This window comes from Bilifractor sp. LCP21S3_F8 (assembly GCF_052117805.1).
Classification (GTDB): domain Bacteria; phylum Bacillota; class Clostridia; order Lachnospirales; family Lachnospiraceae; genus Bilifractor.
In genome coordinates this window covers 18,497-41,197 of the sequence record NZ_JBQKIK010000006.1, presented here as the reverse complement: position 1 = coordinate 41,197, position 22,701 = coordinate 18,497, and the positions used below count along the sequence as shown (strand labels likewise).

At 52.3% G+C, this 22,701-nt stretch carries 15 protein-coding genes; 3 read left to right on the top strand and 12 right to left on the bottom strand.

Annotation, left to right across the window (positions count from 1 at the left end; translation table 11 throughout):
* The first annotated feature begins 143 nt into the window (after positions 1 to 143).
* Positions 144 to 1,004: a LysR family transcriptional regulator gene (locus ACTQ3A_RS04460; RefSeq protein ID WP_441098789.1), complete on the top strand. Its 861-nt coding sequence runs from the start codon at positions 144 to 146 to the stop codon at positions 1,002 to 1,004.
* 222 nt (positions 1,005 to 1,226) lie between these two features.
* Here ACTQ3A_RS04460 and ACTQ3A_RS04455 read toward each other — a convergent pair whose 3' ends face one another.
* The gene (locus tag ACTQ3A_RS04455) at positions 1,227 to 2,306 is read right to left on the bottom strand and encodes a CdaR family transcriptional regulator (protein WP_441098790.1); all 1,080 of its coding nucleotides are present in this window, start codon (positions 2,304 to 2,306) and stop codon (positions 1,227 to 1,229) included.
* A 416-nt stretch (positions 2,307 to 2,722) separates the two neighbouring features.
* Between ACTQ3A_RS04455 and ACTQ3A_RS04450 the strand changes: the two genes are divergently transcribed.
* Positions 2,723 to 3,871, top strand: coding sequence for a glycerate kinase (locus ACTQ3A_RS04450; protein ID WP_441098791.1), 1,149 nt, complete (start codon positions 2,723 to 2,725; stop codon positions 3,869 to 3,871).
* A 166-nt stretch (positions 3,872 to 4,037) separates the two neighbouring features.
* Positions 4,038 to 5,297, top strand: coding sequence for a GntP family permease (locus tag ACTQ3A_RS04445; protein ID WP_441098792.1), 1,260 nt, complete (start codon positions 4,038 to 4,040; stop codon positions 5,295 to 5,297).
* Positions 5,298 to 5,461: 164 nt separating this feature from the next.
* Here ACTQ3A_RS04445 and ACTQ3A_RS04440 read toward each other — a convergent pair whose 3' ends face one another.
* The 11 genes from ACTQ3A_RS04440 to ACTQ3A_RS04390 form a co-directional block, all read right to left on the bottom strand.
* Positions 5,462 to 5,602 (bottom strand): hypothetical protein, encoded by a 141-nt coding sequence (locus ACTQ3A_RS04440; protein WP_441495252.1) that lies wholly within the window; start codon positions 5,600 to 5,602, stop codon positions 5,462 to 5,464.
* Positions 5,602 to 5,949 carry a DUF2200 domain-containing protein gene (locus ACTQ3A_RS04435; protein WP_441098793.1) on the bottom strand — a complete coding sequence of 116 codons (348 nt, stop codon included), beginning with the start codon at positions 5,947 to 5,949 and terminating at the stop codon, positions 5,602 to 5,604. Before ACTQ3A_RS04435 ends, ACTQ3A_RS04440 begins: the two co-directional genes overlap by 1 nt.
* Positions 5,942 to 6,118, bottom strand: coding sequence for a hypothetical protein (locus ACTQ3A_RS04430; RefSeq protein WP_441494156.1), 177 nt, complete (start codon positions 6,116 to 6,118; stop codon positions 5,942 to 5,944). The genes ACTQ3A_RS04435 and ACTQ3A_RS04430 overlap by 8 nt, the downstream gene beginning before the upstream one ends.
* A gap of 24 nt (positions 6,119 to 6,142) precedes the next feature.
* Positions 6,143 to 8,614 carry a glycoside hydrolase family 3 C-terminal domain-containing protein gene (locus tag ACTQ3A_RS04425; protein ID WP_441098794.1) on the bottom strand — a complete coding sequence of 824 codons (2,472 nt, stop codon included), beginning with the start codon at positions 8,612 to 8,614 and terminating at the stop codon, positions 6,143 to 6,145.
* 139 nt (positions 8,615 to 8,753) lie between these two features.
* Positions 8,754 to 10,043, bottom strand: coding sequence for a glycoside hydrolase family 5 protein (locus tag ACTQ3A_RS04420; protein ID WP_441494155.1), 1,290 nt, complete (start codon positions 10,041 to 10,043; stop codon positions 8,754 to 8,756).
* 189 nt (positions 10,044 to 10,232) lie between these two features.
* Positions 10,233 to 11,375: an alpha/beta hydrolase fold domain-containing protein gene (locus ACTQ3A_RS04415; protein ID WP_441098796.1), complete on the bottom strand. Its 1,143-nt coding sequence runs from the start codon at positions 11,373 to 11,375 to the stop codon at positions 10,233 to 10,235.
* A gap of 40 nt (positions 11,376 to 11,415) precedes the next feature.
* On the bottom strand, positions 11,416 to 13,173 hold the full coding sequence (locus ACTQ3A_RS04410; protein ID WP_441098797.1) for an MFS transporter: 1,758 nt from the start codon (positions 13,171 to 13,173) through the stop codon (positions 11,416 to 11,418).
* On the bottom strand, positions 13,151 to 15,955 hold the full coding sequence (locus ACTQ3A_RS04405) for a family 78 glycoside hydrolase catalytic domain (protein ID WP_441098798.1): 2,805 nt from the start codon (positions 15,953 to 15,955) through the stop codon (positions 13,151 to 13,153). The genes ACTQ3A_RS04410 and ACTQ3A_RS04405 overlap by 23 nt, the downstream gene beginning before the upstream one ends.
* Positions 15,956 to 16,133: 178 nt before the next feature.
* Positions 16,134 to 16,517 (bottom strand): hypothetical protein, encoded by a 384-nt coding sequence (locus ACTQ3A_RS04400; RefSeq protein ID WP_441098799.1) that lies wholly within the window; start codon positions 16,515 to 16,517, stop codon positions 16,134 to 16,136.
* Positions 16,514 to 19,633: a glycoside hydrolase family 3 C-terminal domain-containing protein gene (locus ACTQ3A_RS04395; protein ID WP_441098800.1), complete on the bottom strand. Its 3,120-nt coding sequence runs from the start codon at positions 19,631 to 19,633 to the stop codon at positions 16,514 to 16,516. Before ACTQ3A_RS04395 ends, ACTQ3A_RS04400 begins: the two co-directional genes overlap by 4 nt.
* Before the next feature lie 342 nt (positions 19,634 to 19,975).
* On the bottom strand, positions 19,976 to 22,558 hold the full coding sequence (locus ACTQ3A_RS04390; RefSeq protein WP_441098801.1) for a glycoside hydrolase family 2 TIM barrel-domain containing protein: 2,583 nt from the start codon (positions 22,556 to 22,558) through the stop codon (positions 19,976 to 19,978).
* Positions 22,559 to 22,701 lie beyond the last annotated feature (143 nt).

The window sequence follows — 22,701 nt, the reverse complement described above, 5'->3', positions numbered from 1 at the left end:
TAAACTCATCCTTATCTGGGGTATAATGCAGAAAGACAGATCCCGTCATACAAGAATGAGACGCACCCAGGAAATGGGCATCATGAAAGAAGGAAACATGCTCAGGGAATGGACATCATGTAAGAAGGAGGCATACTCAGGGAATGGATACAAAAACGCTTCGTTATTTCTGTGCCTGCTATGAAACCGGAAGTTTGAACAAGGCTTCCGAACGTTTTTATATTTCCCCGCAGGGTATGGGAAAAAATCTGAACCGTCTGGAGGATGAGCTCGGCGTGGTTCTCTTTCGCCGGTCATCGGCAGGGCTCATTCCCACCAAGAGCGGAGACTACCTGTACAAGCACAGCCGGGAGCTTCTGTACCGGCTGCAGGATCTTGAAATGGAGATGAAGCGAATGGATTTCTCCCGCCGCTCTCTCCGGGTCGGTTTTGCCTGCGGCGTCATCCGCGCTCTTCAATCCGTCCCCGCGCTGCGGACTCTGAATCAGAAGCTGATCGGATCAGAGAGCGTGGAATGGACAGAGGATTTCAATCAGAACATCAAAGATCTGCTCCTGGGCGGCAAAATCGACACCGCCTATGTAGTCGATCATTTTCGCTCCCCCATGGTGCATGAGCAGAAAATCTTCGAGACGAGACTCTGTGCCGTCGTTCCACAGGGGCATCCGCTGTATGATAGAGATGTACTGTCATTCGTGGATCTGCAGGAAGAGAAGTTGATTACACTCAACGAAAAATTCAGTATTTTTCACTCCATCGTCACCAAATGTCAGGAGCTCGGCTTTGTGCCGCAGATCTCCATCCGTACAATGGAGAGCTCACTAATTTATCTGTTCGTATCCAGACAGCACGGCATCGGCATCGATGTAAACCTTCATGCCTCCGAAATCCGGCAGGAGAATATCCGGTGCATCGAGATCAAAGACTCCATCCCCTGGGCCATCTACGCCGCAACGTTAAAGACCCCGGCGTCCTCCGAGCCCACAGGCAGTTCCGCTTCCTGAGTGTTCGTATTCGCATTCATCATCACCGGTATCTGCCTCTTTCAGACATGCATCGCCAGCCAGAACAGAATCCGTATATAGGACCGGCCGTTCGCCTGCCTCAGACATGCATCGCCAGCGCCAGAACAGAATCTGTATTCATAGCCGCCCATTCGCCTGCTTCAGACATGCATCGCCAGCGCCAGAACAGAATCTGTATTCATAGCCGCCCATTCGCCTGCTTCAGACATGCATCGCCAGCCAGAACAAAACCGCATCCCGGAAATTCCTGGGGTTCATTCCGGTCTTCCCGGCAATCCGGTTCAGCCTCTGCTGAACGGTGTTGACGTGCAGGAAAAGCTTCTCCGCTGCCGCCTTCAGGGACATGTCCGAATCATAGTAAGTCTTCAGAAAGTCAACCTCCGAGGGCTTCAACCCTCCCAGCACTTTCGTTCTGTATTCCTCTCTCACCGCATCACTCATCCCTGAAAGAAGAATCTCCAGCTTCAGATCATCAAACGCGACGAGATCCTTCCCGGTCCCGCGTATTGAGCTAATGGCGATGACTGCATCCCGCCAGGAATCGCCGCACTTTTCAAAGCTCTTGTCACTGCCGACCCCCATCTGAAGGATCTGATGATGATCCGATGCGAAACGGCGGAATACTGACTGATAATTCTTGTACGACTCCGACCGTATGAGTCCGGCGAACCGGTTCGGGTAGATATAGGTGTAGACTTCTTCCCCGATCCGGTTGAAAAAAGCTCTTACCTTCTGCTCCAGAAGAGAGATGTTCACCAGATTATAACGAGTATTTATCTCAATACACAGCATGCGGTATCTGCCCTTCGGGTCTACATGAAACTCCTTCAGGCAGCTGTCAAAATAAGCGCGGTTTTCGAAATCCTCATTTTGAATACAGCGGATCAGATAGGCGCGCCGCTCATCTGTACTCCGGTACATCTCTCCGATTTCCTGCTCATGCAGGAGAAGCGCCGAGATCCTTTCCGCAAGATGCGCGTACTTCCGGGCCTCGGAGGGCTCTGCTGTAATGCCGATCACCGCGATTACAGAGTTATGATAATAGATCGGAATATTGATTCCCTTTCTTGTACCCGAATAATCCTCGTTGCTGTCCACCTCTATGGTCTCTCCACTCTCTGCAGCTTTTCTTCCAATTTCGTGGAACATACCGATACGCTCCGGATCCGTCGACGCGGTGATTTTCCCCTCCGGACTGATAAAATTAATGTTGTATCCGCACACATCATGTATGGTATCCACCATCTGCTGCGCCAGACGGTGCCGTATCAGACTCTTCATGTTCTCAGCTTTCTCCTCTTTTTCCTTTTTTCATGTCTGTAAATCACGTCTGCCAGATTGGGTCTGTCAGATAGCGTTTGCTAGATCCGGTCTGCCAGATAGCGTTTGTTAGATCCGGCTTGCCAGATAGCGTTTGTTAGATCCGGCCTGCCAGATAGCGTTTGTTAGATCCGGCCTGCCAGATCAGGTTTATAAGATCGGATCTGTTAAACCTGATACATAATCACATTTTGTCGTTAAATTTATGTTATCTATAACATAGCATACCCGGATACTTTTTTCTATAATCAGCTTATAAAACAAGTGCGGAACAGCAGCCCGGAGGTTCCGAAGGCGATCGGAGAAGTCCGGGGACAGATACACAACACAGACGAATTACCTTCGGAAATTTATGAACAGGGGAAAGGAGTATTGATATGAAAATTGTGACCGCCATAGATTCATTCAAGGGAAGCATGACTTCGATCGAAGCGGGAAATGCTTTTGCGGAGGGCTTTCATCGGGTGTATCCCGACGCGGAAATTGCCGTGCGGCCGCTTGCGGACGGCGGAGAGGGAACAGTTGAGGCTCTGACAAAGGGAATGAACGGACACCTTGAGCATGTCACGGTCACCGGACCCTTCGGAGAACCGGTTGACTGTTCCTATGGGATCATCCGTGATTCCATGACTGCGGTGATCGAAATGAGCGGAGCCGCGGGCATCACTCTGGTCCCGGCCGAAGAACTTAACCCGCTTTCGGCAACCACATACGGCGTCGGCGAGGTGATTGCGGATGCCATTCGAAAAGGCTGCCGTCGCTTTATCATCGGAATCGGAGGAAGCGCGACGAATGACGGCGGCGCCGGCATGCTTCAGGCCCTCGGATTCGGACTTATGGACAGCGATGGCAGAGAGATTTCACGCGGCGCCCGGGGACTCATGGAGCTTGCTGCGATAACGGAGGAGCATGTACTCCCCGAGCTGGCAGAATGCACCTTCCGCATCGCCTGCGATGTCACAAATCCGCTGTGCGGCAGCAACGGATGCAGTGCCGTCTTCGGCCCGCAGAAGGGAGCACGTCCGGAGGATATCCGGAATATGGATCGCTGGCTCGCCCGGTATGCCGAAATTTCCAAAGTCCTTCATCCGGACGCTGATCCGGATTTTCCAGGAACCGGAGCTGCCGGCGGTATGGGCTTTGCCTTCCGCACTTTTCTGCCCGCCGAGCTTCAGTCCGGCATCCGGATTGTTCTTGAGGAGACCCGTCTCGAATCATACCTCGCGGACGCGGATCTGATCATTACCGGCGAAGGCAGGCTCGATGCCCAGACTGCCATGGGCAAGGTGCCGGTCGGAGTCGCAAATCTTGCCAAAGCACATGGGAAACCCGTCATCGCCTTTGCCGGAAGCGTCACAGACGACGCATGCGCCTGCAACGAATGCGGCATCGATGCCTTCTTCCCGATCGTACGCGGTGTCACGACCCTGGAAGAAGCCTGTGAACCTGAGAACGCCAAAAAAAATATGGCTGCGGCGGCCGAACAGGCGGCACGCCTAATAAAACTGCAGCTAGCGAAGAGGTAATCCTCCGGATATCACCGCTAAACCCGAAGCATCAGAACCAACTCATAAGACCTGTAGGATTTGCAAGCACTCTCCCGGACGCAGAACGGGAGATGCTTAAGTATCCCGCTGCTGCATATAAAACTTTCTGACCATCCCAACGGATACCATATAAGGAGGCAAGGCAATGACATACACATTTTCAACTGCAGGGGCGCTGATCGGAATGGCGCTCGCAATTTTTCTCATCATCCGGAAATTCCATCCGGCCTACAGCCTGATCATCGGCGCTCTGGTCGGCGGACTGATCGGCTCCGGCGGAAATCTGGGTGTTACCGTAGACTCCATGATGACCGGGGCGGGGAGCATGATTACCTCCGTTCTCCGGATCATGACCTCCGGCATTCTCGCCGGCGCGCTCATCCGGACCGGATCCGCAGAAAAAATCGCACAGGTCATCGTCCGGAAGCTTGGAAGCCGCAGAGCGCTCTTTGCGGTAGCCCTGGCCACGATGATCATCTGCGCGGTCGGCGTATTTATTGACATTTCCGTAATCACCGTTGCCCCGATTGCGCTCGCGATCGGTGAGGAAGCCGGATACAACAAGCAGTCACTGCTCCTGGCGATGATCGGAGGCGGAAAGGCCGGCAACATCATTTCCCCGAACCCGAATACCATCGCGGTTTCAGAGGCTTTTAAGATCAATCTGACCTCTCTGATCACGAGAAACATCATTCCGGCGATCTGTGCCCTGATTGTAACGGTCATTCTGTCCGGAATTCTTGCCGGAAAGAACGGCCTTCCGGTAACAGATTCGGATCTTGAATCGGCCGATTCCCGCAGCCTGCCCTCCTTTGCGCAGGCAATTGCCGGTCCGCTCACCGTAATTGTGTTGCTCGCGCTTCGTCAGGCAGGAATTACGATAGACCCGATGATCGCTCTTCCGGTCGGTGGACTCGTCTGCGCGTTTGCGACAGGCACTGTAAAAAAATTCGGCGAATTTTCCTCCTTTGGACTGGATAAGGTAACCGGTGTCTCCATACTGCTTCTCGGTACAGGTACGATTGCCGGCATTATCAAGGCATCCGCTCTTCAGGCAGATGTCGTGAATGTACTGAACTTCTTCCACATGCCCGCCTTCCTGCTTGCACCGATCGCCGGTATCCTCATGGCAGGCGCTACAGCCTCCACCACGGCAGGCGCTACCGTTGCCGCGCAGACCTTCTCCAAGGTACTCATCTCCAGCGGAATACCGGCCGTCTCTGCCGGCGCTATGATTCATGCCGGAGCAACAGTCATCGATTCCCTGCCACACGGATCCTTCTTCCATGCAACCGGCGGTGCCGTGAACATGCAGATCCCGGACCGCATGAAGTTGATCGCGTATGAGGCACTCGTCGGACTTACAAGCACTATCGCAGCTGTGATCGTATACCTCGTCGCCTGACCGGATAAATTGCTGCTCTTCGTCGCCTGACCGGATAAATTGCTGCTCTTCGTCGCCTGACTGGATCTTTCATCAATGATGTCTCTTCGTCAGCTGACTAAATCATTTATCAATTGCAGTTCTTCGTCACCTGATTGAACGAGATAAAACACGCTGCGCGAGTTTTATCTCGCTATCGCGACGCTCGCCGCACACGAATACTTCGCATTCGGCTGCGGCTCACTGTTCGCGTAAATCAAAAAAATACCTGTCCGTTCAAGGAGCATTTCTCCGGCGGACAGGTATTTTTCTTTGATGTTTTCCATCATCGCATTATTTTTTCCATTGCCTTGCCTTTTGCCAGCTCATCAACCAGCTTGTCCAGATACCGGATCTTCTGCATTAACGGATCTTTGATTTCCTGGACCTTGATTCCGCACACACTGCCTGTAATCAGATGGCAATTCGGATTCATCTGCGGAGCCTCTTCAAAAAATGTCCGGTAATCGACTTCTTTTTTCAACTGCTCCTGCAGCTCTCCTTCTCCATATCCTGTCAGCCAGCAGATGATTTCATCCACTTCTTGCCTTGTTCTGCCTTTACGCTCAGCTTTCGCCACGAGCAGCGGGTATACCTTGGAAAATTTCATGGCAAATACTTTTTCATTATCCATTTGATCCACTTCCTTCACGCACGATTTCCCATCTGGTGACGCCAGAGAGATTGTCCTGAATCACAAAATACCATCCGGAAGTCTGGAAATCAATATATATTTCTCTTTGAAAATGCCAGAAAAGCAGGTCCGTCACGAACCTGCCTTTGTCTGTTCCTATCGATTTCATATCAATTTCATATTTGTTTCAATTTCATTTTAATTTCCGGAGATATTGCTTATTTTCTTTCCTGTTCCGGAAAAATCCGCCGATCACGCCTCCCATTCCCCGAAAGAAATGGCCGTTCACCATGTCTACCATACAATTTACCATTTCCATCGAGACCAGGCCGCCGGTCATCTTCGCAATTGCGCGGAACGGCATGTTATACTGGAACATCGTATTCAGATCCGGGACACCTCCCTCTGCCTGCGATTTTTTCAGTTTCCTGTCCAGAACCTTATATATCTTTCTGGCGATGGGACTCTTCGCGTAATACATCTGGCACAGGGCATCGTTGATGCCGAGGCTTTTCTGGTTCCAGGAGCCGGAAGGAACCGGATACCCCAGTATCTCTTCATACGCCTCATCAGAGACTCTTCGGATGTCCGCCTTGTAATAGCAGCCGCATTTCTCCCTGTCATAGGGAATCCGCTCCAGATCCCCCTGCTTTTCCACCGAACATGTCAGTCGAAGATCCTGACAGCTGGAACCGACAGATATCAGATAGGTTCCGCCTTCGATTTCCCAGCGGTCCGTCATGCGGTTCCACACACGGAAGGTCTTGTCATCAAACGGGATACTCACCTTCTTTTCTTCTCCGGCCTTTAGAAAGATTTTAGCAAATCCCTTCAGCTCACGGACCGGTCGGAAAAGAGCGGAATCTTTCATTCCCACATACATCTGCACAACCTCGGCGCCGTCACGGGTGCCGGTATTTTTCAGCGTGAACCGGATTCCCGATTCTTCTACCTGCAGAGCGGAATATTCGAAGGTGGTATAGGAAAGTCCATACCCGAACGGGAAGAGCACAGGAACATCTGCGGTCTCAAAATACCGGTATCCCACAAATACGCTCTCTCGATATTCAGAATTCCGCTCAAGAGCAGGATAATACGAATACGACGGTGTATCCTCATATTTATTCAAAATGGTTTCTCCGAGGTGTCCGGATGGGTTTACCGCGCCGGTGAGCACGTCAAGCATTGCACTCGCGCCAGCCTGTCCCGGTAAATACGCGTGAAGAAGCCCCTTGAAAAGGCTGTGCCAGGGCATCTCAATGACTGATCCCGCACTGATAATTCCGACTGTGTTCCGGTTTGCTTCCTGAATCTCGCGCATCAGAGTGATCTGGTTCTGCGGAATGCGAAGATGTGTGCGGTCAAGGCCCTCAGACTCGGACTGCTCATTCAGGCCAAAGAAGAGCAACACAACATCTGCCTGTTTCGCCAGGGAAACCGCTTCCCCGATCAGGGTTGCATCCTCACTCCCATCCCTCCGGTATCCTCTTGCCGTGCCCACAACCTGAAGATCATAGCCGCCTGCGAGATCCCGGATGTTTTCTACCTTCGTCGCATTCACCATCGAGGAACCGGCGCCCTGATAGCGCGGTTCAAATGCAAAATCTCCGATGATGGCGACCCTTGTCCCGCTCTTTAATGGAAGAATCTGATCCTCGTTCTTCAGAAGAACCATACTTTCCGCCGCTGCTTTCCGAGCAAGCTGGTGGTTTTCACGGTGTATCGCGTCTTTATCCAAACAGGAAGCTTGCACAGAACCGTCATGATCATCATGATTCTGACAGACCTTTTTCGCCTCAGCGGTCAGCTCCAGCACCACATCCAACAGCTCATCGACTCTATGATCCACCTCTTCCTGTGAAATTCTTCCGGATTTTACCGCAGCCAGGAGTTCTCTGGCCGAATCAAGTCCCGGATTCGGCATCTCCAGGTTTGAGCCGTTCTTCACACCAAGAACATGATCATTGCTTGCGCCCCAGTCGGTCACAACAAAACCGTCAAACCCCCATTCCTTCCGCAGAATATCTGTCAGCAGGTGACGGTTTTCGTTCGCGTATACTCCGTTCACCTCGTTGTAGCTGGACATCATCGCCCTCGGGTGGCTCTCCTTCACCGCGATTTCAAACGCAGTCAGGTAAATCTCCCGAAGTGTCCTTTCATCGATAACCGCATTCATGGCCATCCGCCGGGTCTCCTGCGAATTCACCGCAAAATGCTTGCAGCAGGCAGCCACGCCCCGGGACTGAATTCCCCGCACTTCTGCCGCTGCCAGCTTCCCCGTCAGATACGGATCCTCGGAAAAATATTCGAAATTACGTCCGCAAAGCGGATTCCGCTTGATATTCATGCCCGGTCCCAGAAGCACGTTGACTCCCTCCGCCATGGCTTCCCTTCCCAGTCCCTCGCCGACCTCTTCTGTCAGGGACGCGTCCCAGCTGTTGCAGAGAGTCGCTGACGACGGAAAACACGTCGCAGGAACCGAGGGATTCAAACCAAGGTGGTCGCCCTCGCCGGCCTGCTTGCGGATTCCGCTCGGTCCGTCCGACATAAAGATCGACGGAATTCCGAGCCGTTCAAAATTCCAGGACTCCCATTCACTTTTCCCCGAAAGAAATGCGGCCTTCTCCTCCGCCGTCATCCGATTGACAATATCCGCGTGTTTCATAAATAAAGTCCTTTCATTCATTGTTGACAAAAAATCAATTTCTTCATGTCAGGGATCGCCGACAATTATTCCATCTCCAGTACAGTCCCGCGTTGACGGCCCTGTTTTCAGTGTATCGGATATCCGTGATCGCCGGCCGTTATTCACTCTCCAATGCAGCCGGGAGCCATCCGCGTTCCATGCACCGCGCGAAATCCCAGGCCTCCTTAAAATATTCGTCTGTCTTTTTTCTCCGGTCCCGCAGAAGCTGATAATTCCAGTAAAACCACCCCTCTGTCTCTTCCCAGGTGCGAAGCTCGGCACGGGCAAGACGCAGAAACCGCTTTCGTTTCTCCCGCTCAGGAAGCGGAACATTGATCTGGTACCTCCTTGCGTCCGGAGAGGTCGCCATTCCGGAAAGTGCCCCTCTGGTGAAATCCCTTCGAATCCCGAAGGCATATTCATTCGTGACACACCATTCTCCCACAATAACCGGCGTATACCTCTGCGCCAGCCGGATTCTCTGTTTGTTGATCGCCAGGTAGGTACGATATACCCAGGGCTTATGCACCGGAAAAAAGTTCTCCATGGCAAAAACATACATATGCGTGTCGAGACAGACGTTTTTCATCTTGTGGCGGACAAAATAGTCTCCCCACACATTCAGCCGGAACCCGTCATGAAAGACAATCGTTTTGGATTCCGGCAGATATCTGCGGATTCTGTGGTACGCCCTCCGGTAAAAATCCTTCAGAAAAATGGTAGGTACATGACCGGAGCCCTCCGCCTCCTCAAGATCCCTGGCCTTCCCTGTGGAAGGCGCCGTCAGGTATACCAGGCGGCTGATGGGCTCGTTCAAGACCTCCAGTCCGTAGAGTGCGCTTTCCTCCGCGTATCTCTTCGCCAGCCTCTCCAGAACATGCAGCACAAACTCCACCTCTTCCGGATTCTTGTGCCATTTGCATACGCCTGTAATGCCTCCGTTATCGTAACCGTTCTGTCCCCCGCAGGCCGTGTGAAGATCAATCAGAATTTTGATCTTCCACTTTTGGGCCCACACAAATGCACGGTCCAGGTATTCCAGACAGCCTTTATAGGGTTTACGATCCCCAAAGATAAAAAACGGCACCGGTATGCGCACATGGGTGATTCCATGATTGTGTAGCCATTTAAAATCCTTCTCCTGCACATAGGTCTCCCTGTGATACTTCATGCGCTGGTCCAGCTTCTCTCTGGGCATCTGCCCCGTCTGATATCCCGGATCATCAGCAGGAAGTTTCGCCCAGAACGAATTCTCCGGAATAATCCCCCAGGACGCCTCCCGGTTCAGCCATGTCTCATCCTCCGCATCCGTTCCGTCAAACATCTCCGGAGACATCCACTTCTCCAGCACCAGCCAGTTTCCCAGATTCACCCCGTGAAACGGATTGTTCTGTGTCGTCTTCTCCATTTTTCTCCTCCGGTTATTCCTGCAGGCTTTTCTTCCTCTGGTCATTCCAGATCCAGCTTCAGCAGTTTAACATGGCATATGCATATATCGCCGATGCATAGTCACTGCCGTATATTTCCCGTCTGCGGGTGTGCAGTCCGTCTCCGGCATGCGAACGGACAGCCTCGCTCTGCAAAAGGCCACCCGTTTCTACATGTGTGCCTGTATAAAGCGGTCCATCTTCTCCAGTTCCCGATCCGAGTACATCCCGTCTCCTGCATGGCCCGCATTTTTTACGATATTCAGCTTTGTCCGCCCGGTACCGATGATGCCGGATACTTTCGAATACAGATTCTGAGACTGTGTGACCGGTACCGTGAGATCTGCATCTCCATGGGAAATGTAGACGGACAGATCGGAATCCGGACGTAGGTTTTCGTCAATGTAATTATTCAGAAGCATCGGCGCCAGCTCGTCTTTACTCAGCTTCGAAATATCCTTGCGGAGCCAGTAGCTGTGGATATCGGTGTAGCCCTCCGGAAGATTTTTCTGAATCCATCCATTGGCAATCGAGCGCACGAGAGAAGAATAACCGATCTCTTTCCACTGAGCATCCAGGCTCGTGAAATCAACATCTCCATAATAGTCGATCAAAACCCGGATCGCCGGATTGACACCTTCTGCCGGTACGGAATCTCCGCCCGCAGCAGAGCTCTGTCCTTCCTCTTGTTTGCCGCTGCTTCCATCATCGGAACAGCCGTCTGATTCCCCGCTGCTTTCTCCGATATATGGCAGGCTGTTAAACTCCTCATCATTCGTCATGGCTGCGGCAATTGCCAGGTAGCCTCCTGCGGATTCACCGAATATGGCCATCCGCCCGGAATCATATCCATAGGTCCCGGCGTTTGCCTGAAGAAACCGGATACACGCCTTCACATCCTCAACTGCCCCGGGGAAAGGAGCTTCCTCTGCCAGTCTGTAGTTGACCGAGGCGCACGCATATCCATGATCCCGGAAATACCGGTACATCAACACCGCCTGCTTTGACTGGCTGTCATTTGTGACAAAACCGCCCCCGTGGACCAGAATCAGCAACGGAGGATTTTTCACATCAGAAGGAACATAAAGGTCAACATAATCCGAATCAGAAACCGAACTATATGGAATCTTCAAATAAGACTCACCGCCCGTCCATGTATCCGTGTCAGGCACACGGACATGTGGCTGAGTCAGATTATGGAAGACTGCTGCCGTTGTCTTATGCCAGATTCCCATTATCACGGCAGCCGCAATCACCACAGCAAGGAGAATGTTCCGCACCACTCTGCCCACCTTTCTTTTCTTTACATTCATCTTCTCTGCACCTCTCCATTTCTGACCTGTCAGAATTTCCTTACCCCAGAAGTTTTCCGATCAGTGAGTTCTTTTTCTTTGCCTCTTTTTCGAGATATTTCCGATTTTCTTCTTCGAAATCAAGGCCCTTCTTCTTGCAGTATGCCTGCAGCTCTGCAATCCGGTCCTGTTCCGCCTTGCGGTCCGCTTCCTCCTGCTCCCGCTTCTCTCTAACGGACGGATCCTCCCAGACGCCGCCCTCGGCCAGAACAGCCTGTTTCTGATGCTCCAGAATCATCTCCTGTTCTTTCTTCAGATTTTTCTCCACATTGAGCCCGAGAATCAGGAAAATGCTGACCGCGAAGGTAATCATGTCCACCGCCAGATACAGAAACGCAAGCACATGCTCTGTTCCAAGTGACTGTCGGTATACAACCCGCCCGGTCCATGAGGAAATATCCTGAATAGCCTTCCCGCTTGCCGGATCAGCTGCGATGCCGATGTTATTATATCCGGAGGAAGCCAACATACCGTTCAGAACGCCGTTGCAGATTCCTGCCAGTCCGACGAAAACCGCGCTGTAGATCGACATGGTAAATCCGTCACTCCGGAATCCGTTTTTCGCCTCCAGGTGATCAAGTACATCCGAGAGCAGCGCAAGAAGAACATACTGCGCCGGAATAATTCCAATTCCTTTCAGAATCACGCCGATGCATACGATCACAAAGCTGTTGACATTGAGAAACGCGACCATGCCCCCGGCAAGTGCAAAAATGAGACCAAGTAGAATTGATTTTTTCTTCCCAAGCTTATTTGCGAGCGGCCACGCAAGGAACATACCGATTACTGTCGGAATTCCTCCCACCAGTCCCAGCGTCGACATCAGAGTACCGGACATCTGTTCCGGGTTTGAGGAATGAATCACACCGTCAAACATCCACCGGACAAAAAAGCTCATAGATCCGTTTTTGAATGCCTGACCCATCTGAAAGACCAGAACAAACAGAATCATCATCCACCAGTACCGGTCATGGACACAAGCACGGATATGCTCTCTGGTGGGGATTTTCTTCTCCTGAAGATTCAGATTCTGACTTTCCTCTGTGATCCTCTCACGGGTATAATAATATTCCAACAGAACTCCGACCGCGGTCAGGATGGCCAGAAAGACTGCAAGCACTCTCCAGTGCAGGTAGCTTGCCTCCACATTCAGCCCGTTCTCATCTGTGACAAACATATAGCTCTGCAGGAGAATCGGTACAAGTATGCTGCCGCCCACACCCGCAGCTCCGACTGTCGACGCATTCGATAAAGTGGCCAGAATGCCTCTCTGGGAAGAATTCCGGGTAGAAAGAGATACCATGGAGTTGTGCGCTGTGTAATAGCAGGGATACGCTACAGCGTAATAGAGATTATAGGACACCGCAATCCAGAGAATCTGCGCCAGACCGCTTCCCTTTACCGGCGTCAGAAACAAAAGAAGAATCGCCGCCGCCAGAAGCGGGATCGACAGCAGAAGATACGGCCTCGCCTTTCCGGCTGCCGTCCTCGTCCGGTCAATGAGACTTCCCACCACGAGATTTCCCGCGATGACAAATATCACCGAAACCATGGGAAGAAGCGCTGAGAACAGACCGAATTTTGTCCATCCCAATACATCAACATAGTAACGATTCAGATACGCCGCAAAAACAGCATTTGAGATCATTGCCAGAAACGGCGCTCCCAGATATCCGAAAAACATCTCCTTAATTTTTACATTAGAAGACGTTATCCGGGTATGAAATGCAGACTTTTCAGCAATTTTCGTGATCTTCACTCTGTACTCCTTCCTCTCCTTTGACAACCGTTACGGCGTAGGTCCAGTTTCCGCTTCCCACTTCATGGCAGCTTCCGTCAGGAAGCTCTGCGCGGCAGGTTGTTCCAGCCGGAACGCGGATATGAATTTCAAATGTATCGTCGACAATTTTCCAGTCACTGACAATTTCTCCGTACGCGCCTCTGACGCTTCCTCTCGCCTGCGTGAGGAAAAACCTTCCATTATTTTCTTCATCACGGCAGATCAGAGGACGGATGCGGAATCTGCGGTACCCGGCCTCAAGCGGCTCGATCCCCGCGATTCTCCGGTAAAAGAAATCTCCCACCGCTCCGCTTGCGTAGTGGTTGAAGGACACCATGCCTCCGGTTCCGTCACCCTCCCCGGTATTACAGCTTCCGTCCTCACGAAGTGCATCCCATCTCTCCCAGATGGTTGTTCCTCCGGTCTTTACCTCATAGAGCCATGACGGACACGTATCATTCAAAAGCATGCGGAACGCCTCCTGCGGATATCCGTTATCTGCCAGCGCAAACAGCACATATGGCGTTCCCGGAAAACCTGTTCCGATATGATAACCATTTTTTCTTACCATCCGTGCCAGATGTTCCGCCGCCTTCTTCCGGTCCTCTCCCTGCAGCATTCCGTAATACAAGGGGAGTACGTATGCGGTCTGGAATTCATCCCTGACCCTTCCGTCCGGATCCATGAGAAGACTCCGGTACGCGTCAGCCGTATCCTCATGCAGCTTCCGGTATCTGCGTGCGTTTTTCTTTTTCCCGAGAGCCTCGGAAATCCGGCTCATGATTGCCGCCGAGTTCGACAGGCAGGCCGTCGCCGTATACTCACCTCTGCGCATCCATGTCCACATGTCAACTCCCGGTGCGCACCAGTCGCCGTAATGATGCAGAAGCTTCCAGATATACCGTCTCTTCCCGAGGGAAAAAAGTCCGGCCCAGAAACGGCAGGCGTCGATATATTTCACCATGACCGGATACATCTCCTCAAGGGTGGATAAATCCCCCCTGGAAAGATATTCTGCCCAGGGCACCAGGATACAGGCGTCTCCCCAGTGATCCACCGCCATCGTCACGACCAGCTCCCACTGCCAGTACACCTTGACGAAGGGGACAATCATCGGAATCCCGCCGCCCCATCTCTGCTCCGCCTTCACATCCCGCAGCCATTTTCCAAGGAAGCGCGACATATCAAAATTATATACTGCAGTCCGTGAGAAAAGAGCGATATCGCCGGTCCAGCCAAGCCGCTCATCTCTCTGCGGACAATCCGTCGGGATATCGACAAAGTTGGACTTCGCGCCCCACCGGATATTCTCCTGAAGACGGTTCAGATCCGGATTCGAGCAGGAAAAGCTTCCGTTGTCACGGATGTCGGAATACAGCGCCACTGCTTCCACCCTCAGAATCTGAGGCAGGTCACCTTCAGAAGCCGTAGGGTTCTCCGCCTCGCCGGCTGAAGTGAAGGAGGATCTCTGATGATACGCTTCAATAGCCGCAGCACAGGAAGATGAACGGATTTCCGCAGCCTGATCCGCGGCGTCAGAAAACGCCATTATTTCCGCGCCTTCGACGGCAGCATACCGAAATCCCATATAAGTGAGAGACGGCGCGTACTCCTGCACACCGTCCTTCAGAATATAAATAGCCTCCTGCCGTGCACTTCGAAGAGGCTCCCGGTACAATTCTCCGTCCATCAGAACTTCTGCATGGGTGATGGTAATCTTCTGCCCGGCACTTCCTTTCAAAAGAATGCGGATTACTCCCGCAAAATTCTGTCCAAAATCAAAAATAATCTTTCCGGATGGCGAGCGGGTGACTGCTACGGGGCGGAAAACCTCATGCGCACGCACGGGGTCTCCGTACTGTGCGATTATGTCCGGGTGAATTCTCAGTTTTTCCTCACACGCCGGATGCCATCCGTCCGTTTGATTTGCCGCGTCTGTTCTGTCTGCAGCATGACCGAGCATGGCCATGCGCCTTGCGTCAAAGAACTCGCCGTTGTAGAATTCCGCTGCGAGGAACGGTCCGTTCATGGATACCTCCCAGTCGGATCCTGTTCCGATCACTTGCTCCGATCCATCCTCAAACCAGATCCGGACCTCAGCCAGAAGCGCCTGACGGTTCGCGTAAATCCGGCAGCGTTCTTTATAGGTGTAGCGTCCGACAGCCCAGCCGCCACCGACGACCGCGGTCAGAATGTGTGTGCCACAGTTTTCAAACTGCTCCGTAAGATCATATGTCTGGTATTGAAGCTGCTTCCCATATGCCGTGAAGCCCGGGGCGAAATAATCTCCGCCGACTCTCTCTCCATCCGCATAGAACTGATATATACCCATAGCGGTGCTGTACAGCACCGCCCTTTTTACTCTCTTCGTAAGGTTCAGACATTTCCGGAAGTGCATCGGGACCGGAGAAGCCTTTTTCTCCGTGAAACGGTACGCGCCGTCAGTAATCCATCTTCCGATCCAGGGTGCTCCCATTCTTCCCGTCTCAAAGAAAAGCTCAGCCGATGCGTTCTCTCCGTGATTATCCGTGACACAAAGCTCCGCCCGGTATCTTGTAAAAGACCTGAGACTTGCGCCGCGATAAACTGCACGGTTTTCCCCAGCGAGCTTCACCGTCCAGTCTCCGACGGTAAGTTCCGCGCGGGTCTGTTTCACATCCTTTCCGGTACTCTCAAGCTCCCACCAAAACGCAGGGTTTGAGGAATCTGTCACACATCCCTCTTCCAGATTCTGCACGGTAAATGAACGAATCCTCAGCATTTATCTGCACCCCTTTCCCTCGACCGCTTCCACTCGCAGAGCATTCAGAAAATTAACACACCAATTATTTTAACATGATGGTGCTTCGTAAAGTCGTACCTGGTATTTCAACCTGAAACCAGCCGCCCTTTTCTGAGCGGCCGTTCCATTTCCGATCAGCTGCGCTTCCGCAGTCTGTTCATCTTTCATCCTTCTGTTGTTTCAAAAACCCCGCAATCAGGTAAAGCAGCATTCCGACGATCGCAATTCCTGCAAAAATGATGAACGGAATCAGTGTGTCGATCTGATCCAGCCCGGCAATCACATAGCCGATCTGATTGACCATCGGCTTAAACGAATATCCGGCCGCAAAACCCATCAGCACTGCTCCGACCAGCGGAAGCCAGCTGTTCAGCCCCCTCCGGTTCAGAATGATTGTCACAGCCTCGATCACCACTACTGCTGCCAGAGTGACAAATACCGTCGGCGTCTTGTACATGGCGCGTGTATACATGATGATGGATGCTACCGCCAGGATGGCGGCAGCCAGTGTCAGGTAAAATCCTGCTGCTCTGTTTTTCATTTTTTTACCTCCTCATCTGCGTCTGCTCCGGATGCATCCACGATCTGAACAGCCTTGAGCTTGCGTTCTTTGGTAACATAGAGTACGGCGAAGAGAACCGTCAGCGCCGCGAACAGGGCAATTCCTCCATAGATCGCCGCCTGCCACCACGGAGTTACATGCTTCAGCACGGTGGTGTGCGTAATTCCGTTCATCACGAGGCTTCCCGCCAGTGTGTGCAGCCAGTACTTGATATTGGTCTTCATCATCTTCTGGAAAGCAGTATCCTTAGCGATGAGTGCCTTTGAAGCTGCCATGGTGCCGATTTTCGATGTGTCGTAAGCAGAAGTTGTCAGGCAGTTTCCGCCGCCTGCAAAGGTGATATCCCTCCAGTTCATGTAATCGGCGCCATTGATCATATCGGTTACGACCGCGCCTTCATATCCCCACTCATTTCGCAGAATATTGATCAGCAGATTCTCGTTTGCACCTGCGAAAACCGTTCCCAGACGGTTAAAGGATGTCATTACATTTCCGGCACTGTTGGTGGACAGCACCATCTGGAATCCTCTGAGCTCGTTCTCGCGCATGCCCTGCTCATTGGAAAATACAGACATGCCGGACCGGTTTGTTTCCTGATGGTTTGCGGCCAGATGCTTCGGCTCCGCATACATACCCTTGGACTGAATTCCTGTGCACAGGCTTACCGCAAGAGTTCCTGTCAGCACGGAATCCTCTGAATAATACTCATGGTTTCTCGCGTTGTACGGCACACGGTGAAGATTGATTCCTGGAGCAATGATTCCTGCAACATTGGACCACAGGCCACCCTCTCCAAGAAGCTCACCTTCCCGGTGAACCAGCTCCTGATTAAAGGTGGCAGCCACAACCGGTTCTGTCGGCATGACATTATCCGCGTAGGTGCCGTCTTTATCTTCCGCTGTCGTATAAGTCGGGTGGTTGGTGTCGCTGTTCTTGTCCCAGCGAATATAATATCCGGCTACCTGGTCATAGGTGAAGCCGAGAGGACCGTCGTTCTGATCGGATCTTGGAAGGAGAATGGAATCAATATTCTCATTGTCATCTCCACCCTTTTCGATAAACTGGATTGCCTCATCCAGCGTGATCTCAGATACCAGCTTATCCCATTTTTCATCATTAATGTCGGTTACGCCGGTAATTTTTCCATCCTTAATCGTAACCATATCGATAAGCTTCAGACCGCTGTCCTCTCCCCAGCTCTCGCCGTCACCGTTCTCGGTAAGCTCATATTTGCTGTTTGTCAGTCCGATCATCATCTCATCGGTCGGTGTCAGAGAATCCACGGTCTTCCATCCCTTTGTCCAGTCTGCTCTGGTAGAATACTCTGCCGTGTCCGGAATCTGCTTGTTAATGTCTGCGTCCTGAAGCTGGTTGGATACGTTTTTGGAATAGGTATCGATATCCTGCTTGTCAAGATTCCAGACGATTGCATTGTCCGGGTTTGCCTTCTCATCATCCGTCGTCATCTCCAGCTTGCCGGTGGAGCCTGTCTTTTTCGCCAGCACGTTATTCAGCGCCTCATGTGCCCCGTTTCCGATGGAGAAATAATAATCCCCGGCATCCAGAACCCACGCGCCATTTCCGTCCTTTGCGGTTTCGTCATAGGACGCCATGTACTGCGGATCAAAGGAAACTGTCACATCCTCCGACGCCCCCGGCGCGAGCTCGGACGTCTTCGCAAAGCCGACCAGCTGAATCGCTGATTTTTCCAGGCCTCCCTCTGTGTATGGTGTCTGTACATAGAGTTCCACCACGTCCTTGCCGGCAGTCTTTCCGGTATTGGTAACGGTAACGGAGGCGCTTCCCTGATCTCCCAGAGATACGTCCACGCTGTTCAGTTTCTGTTCAAAGGTCGTGTAAGACAGTCCATATCCGAAGGGGTATGAAACCTCATTCTGATAATCCCAGGCATCTCCGGTAGAAGACCCCGCCTTATCATCCGCATTGCCCTGACCGAGCATCTGATCCTCATAACGGGTTTCATAATACTTATAGCCGTCGTAGATTCCCTCGGTCTCAACCGCGAACCAGTCTGCCTTATTGTCCTCGGTCAGCGTGCCGCCGTTGTTGGATGCATTCGTATAGGTATAAACCCCGAAATTCTGCATTGCAGGAGAGGAAACCGAATTCACCGCATAGGTATCTGTAATTTTTCCGGATGGATTTGCATCTCCGTCCAGAGCATCTACAACTCCGAGGAATCCGTACATTCCGGGTTCTCCCGCCCATACGATCGAATCAATATCCGGATCCTTCTTCAGCGAATCAATTTCCATCGGATTGTCCGCATTCAGAAGAACTACAACCTTTGTGCTGTGCTTCTTTGCGAGATCTATCATGGACTTCTCATAATCTGACAGAGCAAGCGGACGCTCAAAAGAGTCGCCCTTTGTGGCATTCTTCATCCCCGGCTCATAGTCTGCAGCCTCGGAAGAGTCTCTCGAGATCACGACAACTGCCGTCGTATCATCGGCGCTGCTCAGCGTATCCTCCGTATAGAGATCGGCCGGAATCTCTCCGACCGGATAAGCCGCCGGTGTCTCATAGGTCGGTGTGAATGCCGGCATCAGGCCGTGCCCGGGCTGTCCGAAACCGGTTCTCATGTACTCAGACGCCTCTTTGCTCGAATACAGGTCAATGAAGTTCTGATTCAGCGTGAAGCCCTTCTGGGTGAACGCCTGCTCCAGGTCCACCGGAACCTGCCCGTTCTTTGTGTCGGATGCTGTTGAGGATCCAATCATGCCGCCCAGCGTCGGATAATGTGAATTCATGCCCCAGAGCGTAATCTTTTCATTCTTTGCAAGCGGAAGTGCCGCATTGTCATTTTTGAAAAGTACAGTTCCCTCGCCGGCGATCTCCTCGGCCAGCTTTACCTTCGCATTGTACATATCCTCCAGCGATGAAAATTCGGAGTCATAGTACATGCTGTCTTCTGTAGAAGAATCGACCATCTTCTGACTGGCGGTTCCCAGTCTCGTATTGATAAAGGCTGCATTTGCGTTTGCAACGGTTGAACCGGCAACCAGAATTGCCATTACGGTCGCCGACACGCCGGTAAGTCCCCGCCATGCTCTGGCTGATTTTTTCCTTTTCATTCTCTACCTCCCTGTACATAAAAAAACGTCCGCGCGGATTTGTGTTCCATGCTTCTCATTATAAAGAAGAAACGGAACCAAATCCTTTTTTAGCGCGAACGGTTCATTTTTTAGCATAATCGGTACAAAAACGCACGTACCTGTTGAACGAGATAAAACACGCTGTGCGAGTTTTATCTCGCTATCGCGACGCTCGCCGCACACGAATACTTCGCATTCGGCTGCGGCTCACTGTTCGCGTAAGTAAAAATGCAGGACTGCGCAGCACGGAGCAGGTCTGCATGTGACCGGCTTCGTCTGCCTGTCGCGGCGTTTGTGCCGCCTGCACGTCACTTCGGCTTTTTACACGATTTCCATCTCCAGGTCCCGGCTTCTCTCTTCATCTCTGCAGGTCAGCCTCAGTGTGCCGCTCTCACCGGCGCGTACAATCGCGAGTGCTTCTCCGTAATACGTGGAAACTGTATCCTGCAGATACCCTTCCGGATTGTAGGGGCAGGCATTCCCAAGTGCCTTAAGTTCCCCGTTTTCCACCTCGATATGCACTCTGTGCTTTTCCATCGGCTTCCAGATGCCGTCCCTGTCGGTGTAACGAATGCGGAAATAGCAGAGCCTTCCGGCCTGTGCGGTGAGCCGTTTTCCCGTCAGATCCGGAGTATCGCAGCCGGAAATCCGCTCCATGGCAGCTTCCGGTATCACCTGAAGAGTCGTTTCCTCCTTTGCGCTTTCCAACCGGCAGGTTCCGATGCGGTTGTCATCACCGTTATAGGCAACGGCGCGAAGCACTCCGTCCTCATACGGAACCTTGAATCTGGCAATGCAGTTCCCGTGCAGTCTTGCGGCTCCGACCTTTCTGTCGTTCAGAAAAAGCTCCACACGCTCCGCCCTGGCGTACACCTCGATCTCTGCCTTCTTTCCGGTGCAGCCTCTCCAGGACCAGCTTTCGATGGCATCCGACATCTTCCATGCAGAGGGGGTATGCCTGCCGTTCTGATAGACCGGCTTTACGGCGATAAACGGGCCGGTCTCCTGCTCGAGGGCGACCCGGGTCCAGCTGGCCTCGCCGATTGCTTTTCCCGTAAGGTCCACTCTGCCGCTTCCCGCGGAAATCCATCCCGCCGGATCCGCGTCCTTGGGTGCGTAATCCTCGTATTCCCAGGAACCGATTCCCGCCTCGCCGAGGTAATCCATGCCTGCCCACACAAAATCACCGACGATACGCGGGTTCTTTTTCGCCAGATTCATAAAATCATGCGCATCGTTGCAGAAGGTCTCACTTCCGAGAATCAGCCGGTCCGGATACTTCTTCAGGTCGTGCCGGTAGCGGTAAATGCCGTAATTGTAGCCGGCAACATCCATCGCGGCAAACGCATCCCTCGTCTTGACATCGCAGCCGTGAAGCGTTGCGCCGAGCTTCATCGTCTTGTCACCGAGAAGGCCCGCCATCTGATTGTAGAACTCGCTGCCGACCGTCTTCTTTTTCTTCCGTTCCTTTCCCTGCTCTGCTGCCTTTTCTGCGGCGGCCGCCTCTTTTGCCGCCTTCTCATCGCTGTACACGCCGAAGCCCATCGCATACATCAGATTAAAGAAGATATTGACGCCGCAGGTGACCGGGCGGGAGCCGTCCAGTCTGTGAAGATATTCCGTCATATCCCGGGTCAGCGCAATGCCTCTCTTCTCGCCGGTTTCCGCCACCTCGTTTCCTGTAGAATAGAGAATTACAGACGGATGGCAGTAATCTTTATCCACCATATCACGCAGATCTGCGCGATACCATTTTGTCATCTCTCCGGCATAATCAAATCGCGTCTTGTGGATATACCAGCAGTCCACATATTCATCCATCATCAGCATTCCCAGCCTGTCGCATGCCTCAAGCAGATATTCCGAAGACGGATTGTGCGCGCTGCGAATGGCGTTGTAGCCGTTTTCCATCAGAATCCTTACTCTCCGCTCTTCGGCTTCCGGATAAGTTTCCGCGCCCAGCAGCTGATTGTCAGAATGAATGCAGCAGCCCTTCAGAAGCAGCCGTTTTCCATTCATCTGCATACCGTGCTCTGCGTCCCAGGAAAGCTCGCGGACTCCAAAGGTCACCTCACTGGTGTCATCCGCAAACCTTGCGCGGCACCGGTAAAGCTCCGGGCGCCCCGGATTCCAGAGTCGTGCCCGGTCGATTGAAATGTGGAATACTGCCTCAAAATGTTCCGCAGCCCTTCTGTCTTTCTCTGTGTGAATTCCTGCCGTTGACTCTTCCGCTTCATCGGAAGCCCCACACACAGCTTCTTCATCAGGAGAAACCACAGCGGACTGCTCTTCTGCATATGCAGCTTTTTTTCCGTCCGGATCCGTCATTTGCAGACTGACCATACCAGCGGCACTGGTCCGCACACGGACCTCAACCTGCGCTTTTCCGCAGGTATGCTCGCTGTTGTAATCACACACTGACACCGTGCGAACCTTCAGGCCATATAACGGAATATAATCGGACTCTCCGACATACATCCATACCGGCCGGTAAATTCCGCTGCCGCTGTACCAGCGGCTGTTCGGCTGATCCGCATTATGTGCCACAACCCGCACTTCATTTGAGGCGCCATAATGCAGATAAGCTGATATTTCTGTCTGGATCTGCGTGTAGCCGTACGGACGCGACACCGCCTTGCATCCGTTTACGAAGATCTCAGCATTCCGGTAGATTCCCTCAAACAGGAGGAACACGTTTCTTCCTTCAAAAGACGCTGGCACTTCGAAGCGATGAACATATTCATAATCGCCTCCGGCAAACCAGCCGACATTAAGCATTCCCGCGCTCTCCCCGGATCTTTTCTCGCGAAGCATGGCGTCATATGGGAGCCGGACCTTTATCCCTTCTTCGCTGCTTCCCAGATGTTTTACCGTCCAGTCATTGTTAAAATCGTATCGGATCATGATCTGCCTCCTGAATTTTTATTTACGCGAACAGTGAGCCGCAGCCGAATGCGAAGTATTCGTGTGCGGCGAGCGTCGCGATAGCGAGATAAAACTCGCGCAGCGTGTTTTATCTCGTTCTGTATTCCCGACTTCCGCCTCTG

Excerpts from the sequence above, each read along its gene's own strand:
- ACTQ3A_RS04460 (WP_441098789.1), top strand. The coding sequence starts at position 144 with ATGGATACAAAAACGCTTCGTTATTTCTGTGCCTGCTATGAAACCGGA.
- ACTQ3A_RS04455 (WP_441098790.1), bottom strand. The coding sequence starts at position 2,306 with ATGAAGAGTCTGATACGGCACCGTCTGGCGCAGCAGATGGTGGATACC.
- ACTQ3A_RS04450 (WP_441098791.1), top strand. The coding sequence starts at position 2,723 with ATGAAAATTGTGACCGCCATAGATTCATTCAAGGGAAGCATGACTTCG.
- ACTQ3A_RS04445 (WP_441098792.1), top strand. The coding sequence starts at position 4,038 with ATGACATACACATTTTCAACTGCAGGGGCGCTGATCGGAATGGCGCTC.
- ACTQ3A_RS04440 (WP_441495252.1), bottom strand. The coding sequence starts at position 5,602 with ATGGAAAACATCAAAGAAAAATACCTGTCCGCCGGAGAAATGCTCCTT.
- ACTQ3A_RS04435 (WP_441098793.1), bottom strand. The coding sequence starts at position 5,949 with ATGGATAATGAAAAAGTATTTGCCATGAAATTTTCCAAGGTATACCCG.
- ACTQ3A_RS04430 (WP_441494156.1), bottom strand. The coding sequence starts at position 6,118 with ATGAAATCGATAGGAACAGACAAAGGCAGGTTCGTGACGGACCTGCTT.
- ACTQ3A_RS04425 (WP_441098794.1), bottom strand. The coding sequence starts at position 8,614 with ATGAAACACGCGGATATTGTCAATCGGATGACGGCGGAGGAGAAGGCC.
- ACTQ3A_RS04420 (WP_441494155.1), bottom strand. The coding sequence starts at position 10,043 with ATGGAGAAGACGACACAGAACAATCCGTTTCACGGGGTGAATCTGGGA.
- ACTQ3A_RS04415 (WP_441098796.1), bottom strand. The coding sequence starts at position 11,375 with ATGAATGTAAAGAAAAGAAAGGTGGGCAGAGTGGTGCGGAACATTCTC.
- ACTQ3A_RS04405 (WP_441098798.1), bottom strand. The coding sequence starts at position 15,955 with ATGCTGAGGATTCGTTCATTTACCGTGCAGAATCTGGAAGAGGGATGT.
- ACTQ3A_RS04400 (WP_441098799.1), bottom strand. The coding sequence starts at position 16,517 with ATGAAAAACAGAGCAGCAGGATTTTACCTGACACTGGCTGCCGCCATC.
- ACTQ3A_RS04395 (WP_441098800.1), bottom strand. The coding sequence starts at position 19,633 with ATGAAAAGGAAAAAATCAGCCAGAGCATGGCGGGGACTTACCGGCGTG.
- ACTQ3A_RS04390 (WP_441098801.1), bottom strand. The coding sequence starts at position 22,558 with ATGATCCGATACGATTTTAACAATGACTGGACGGTAAAACATCTGGGA.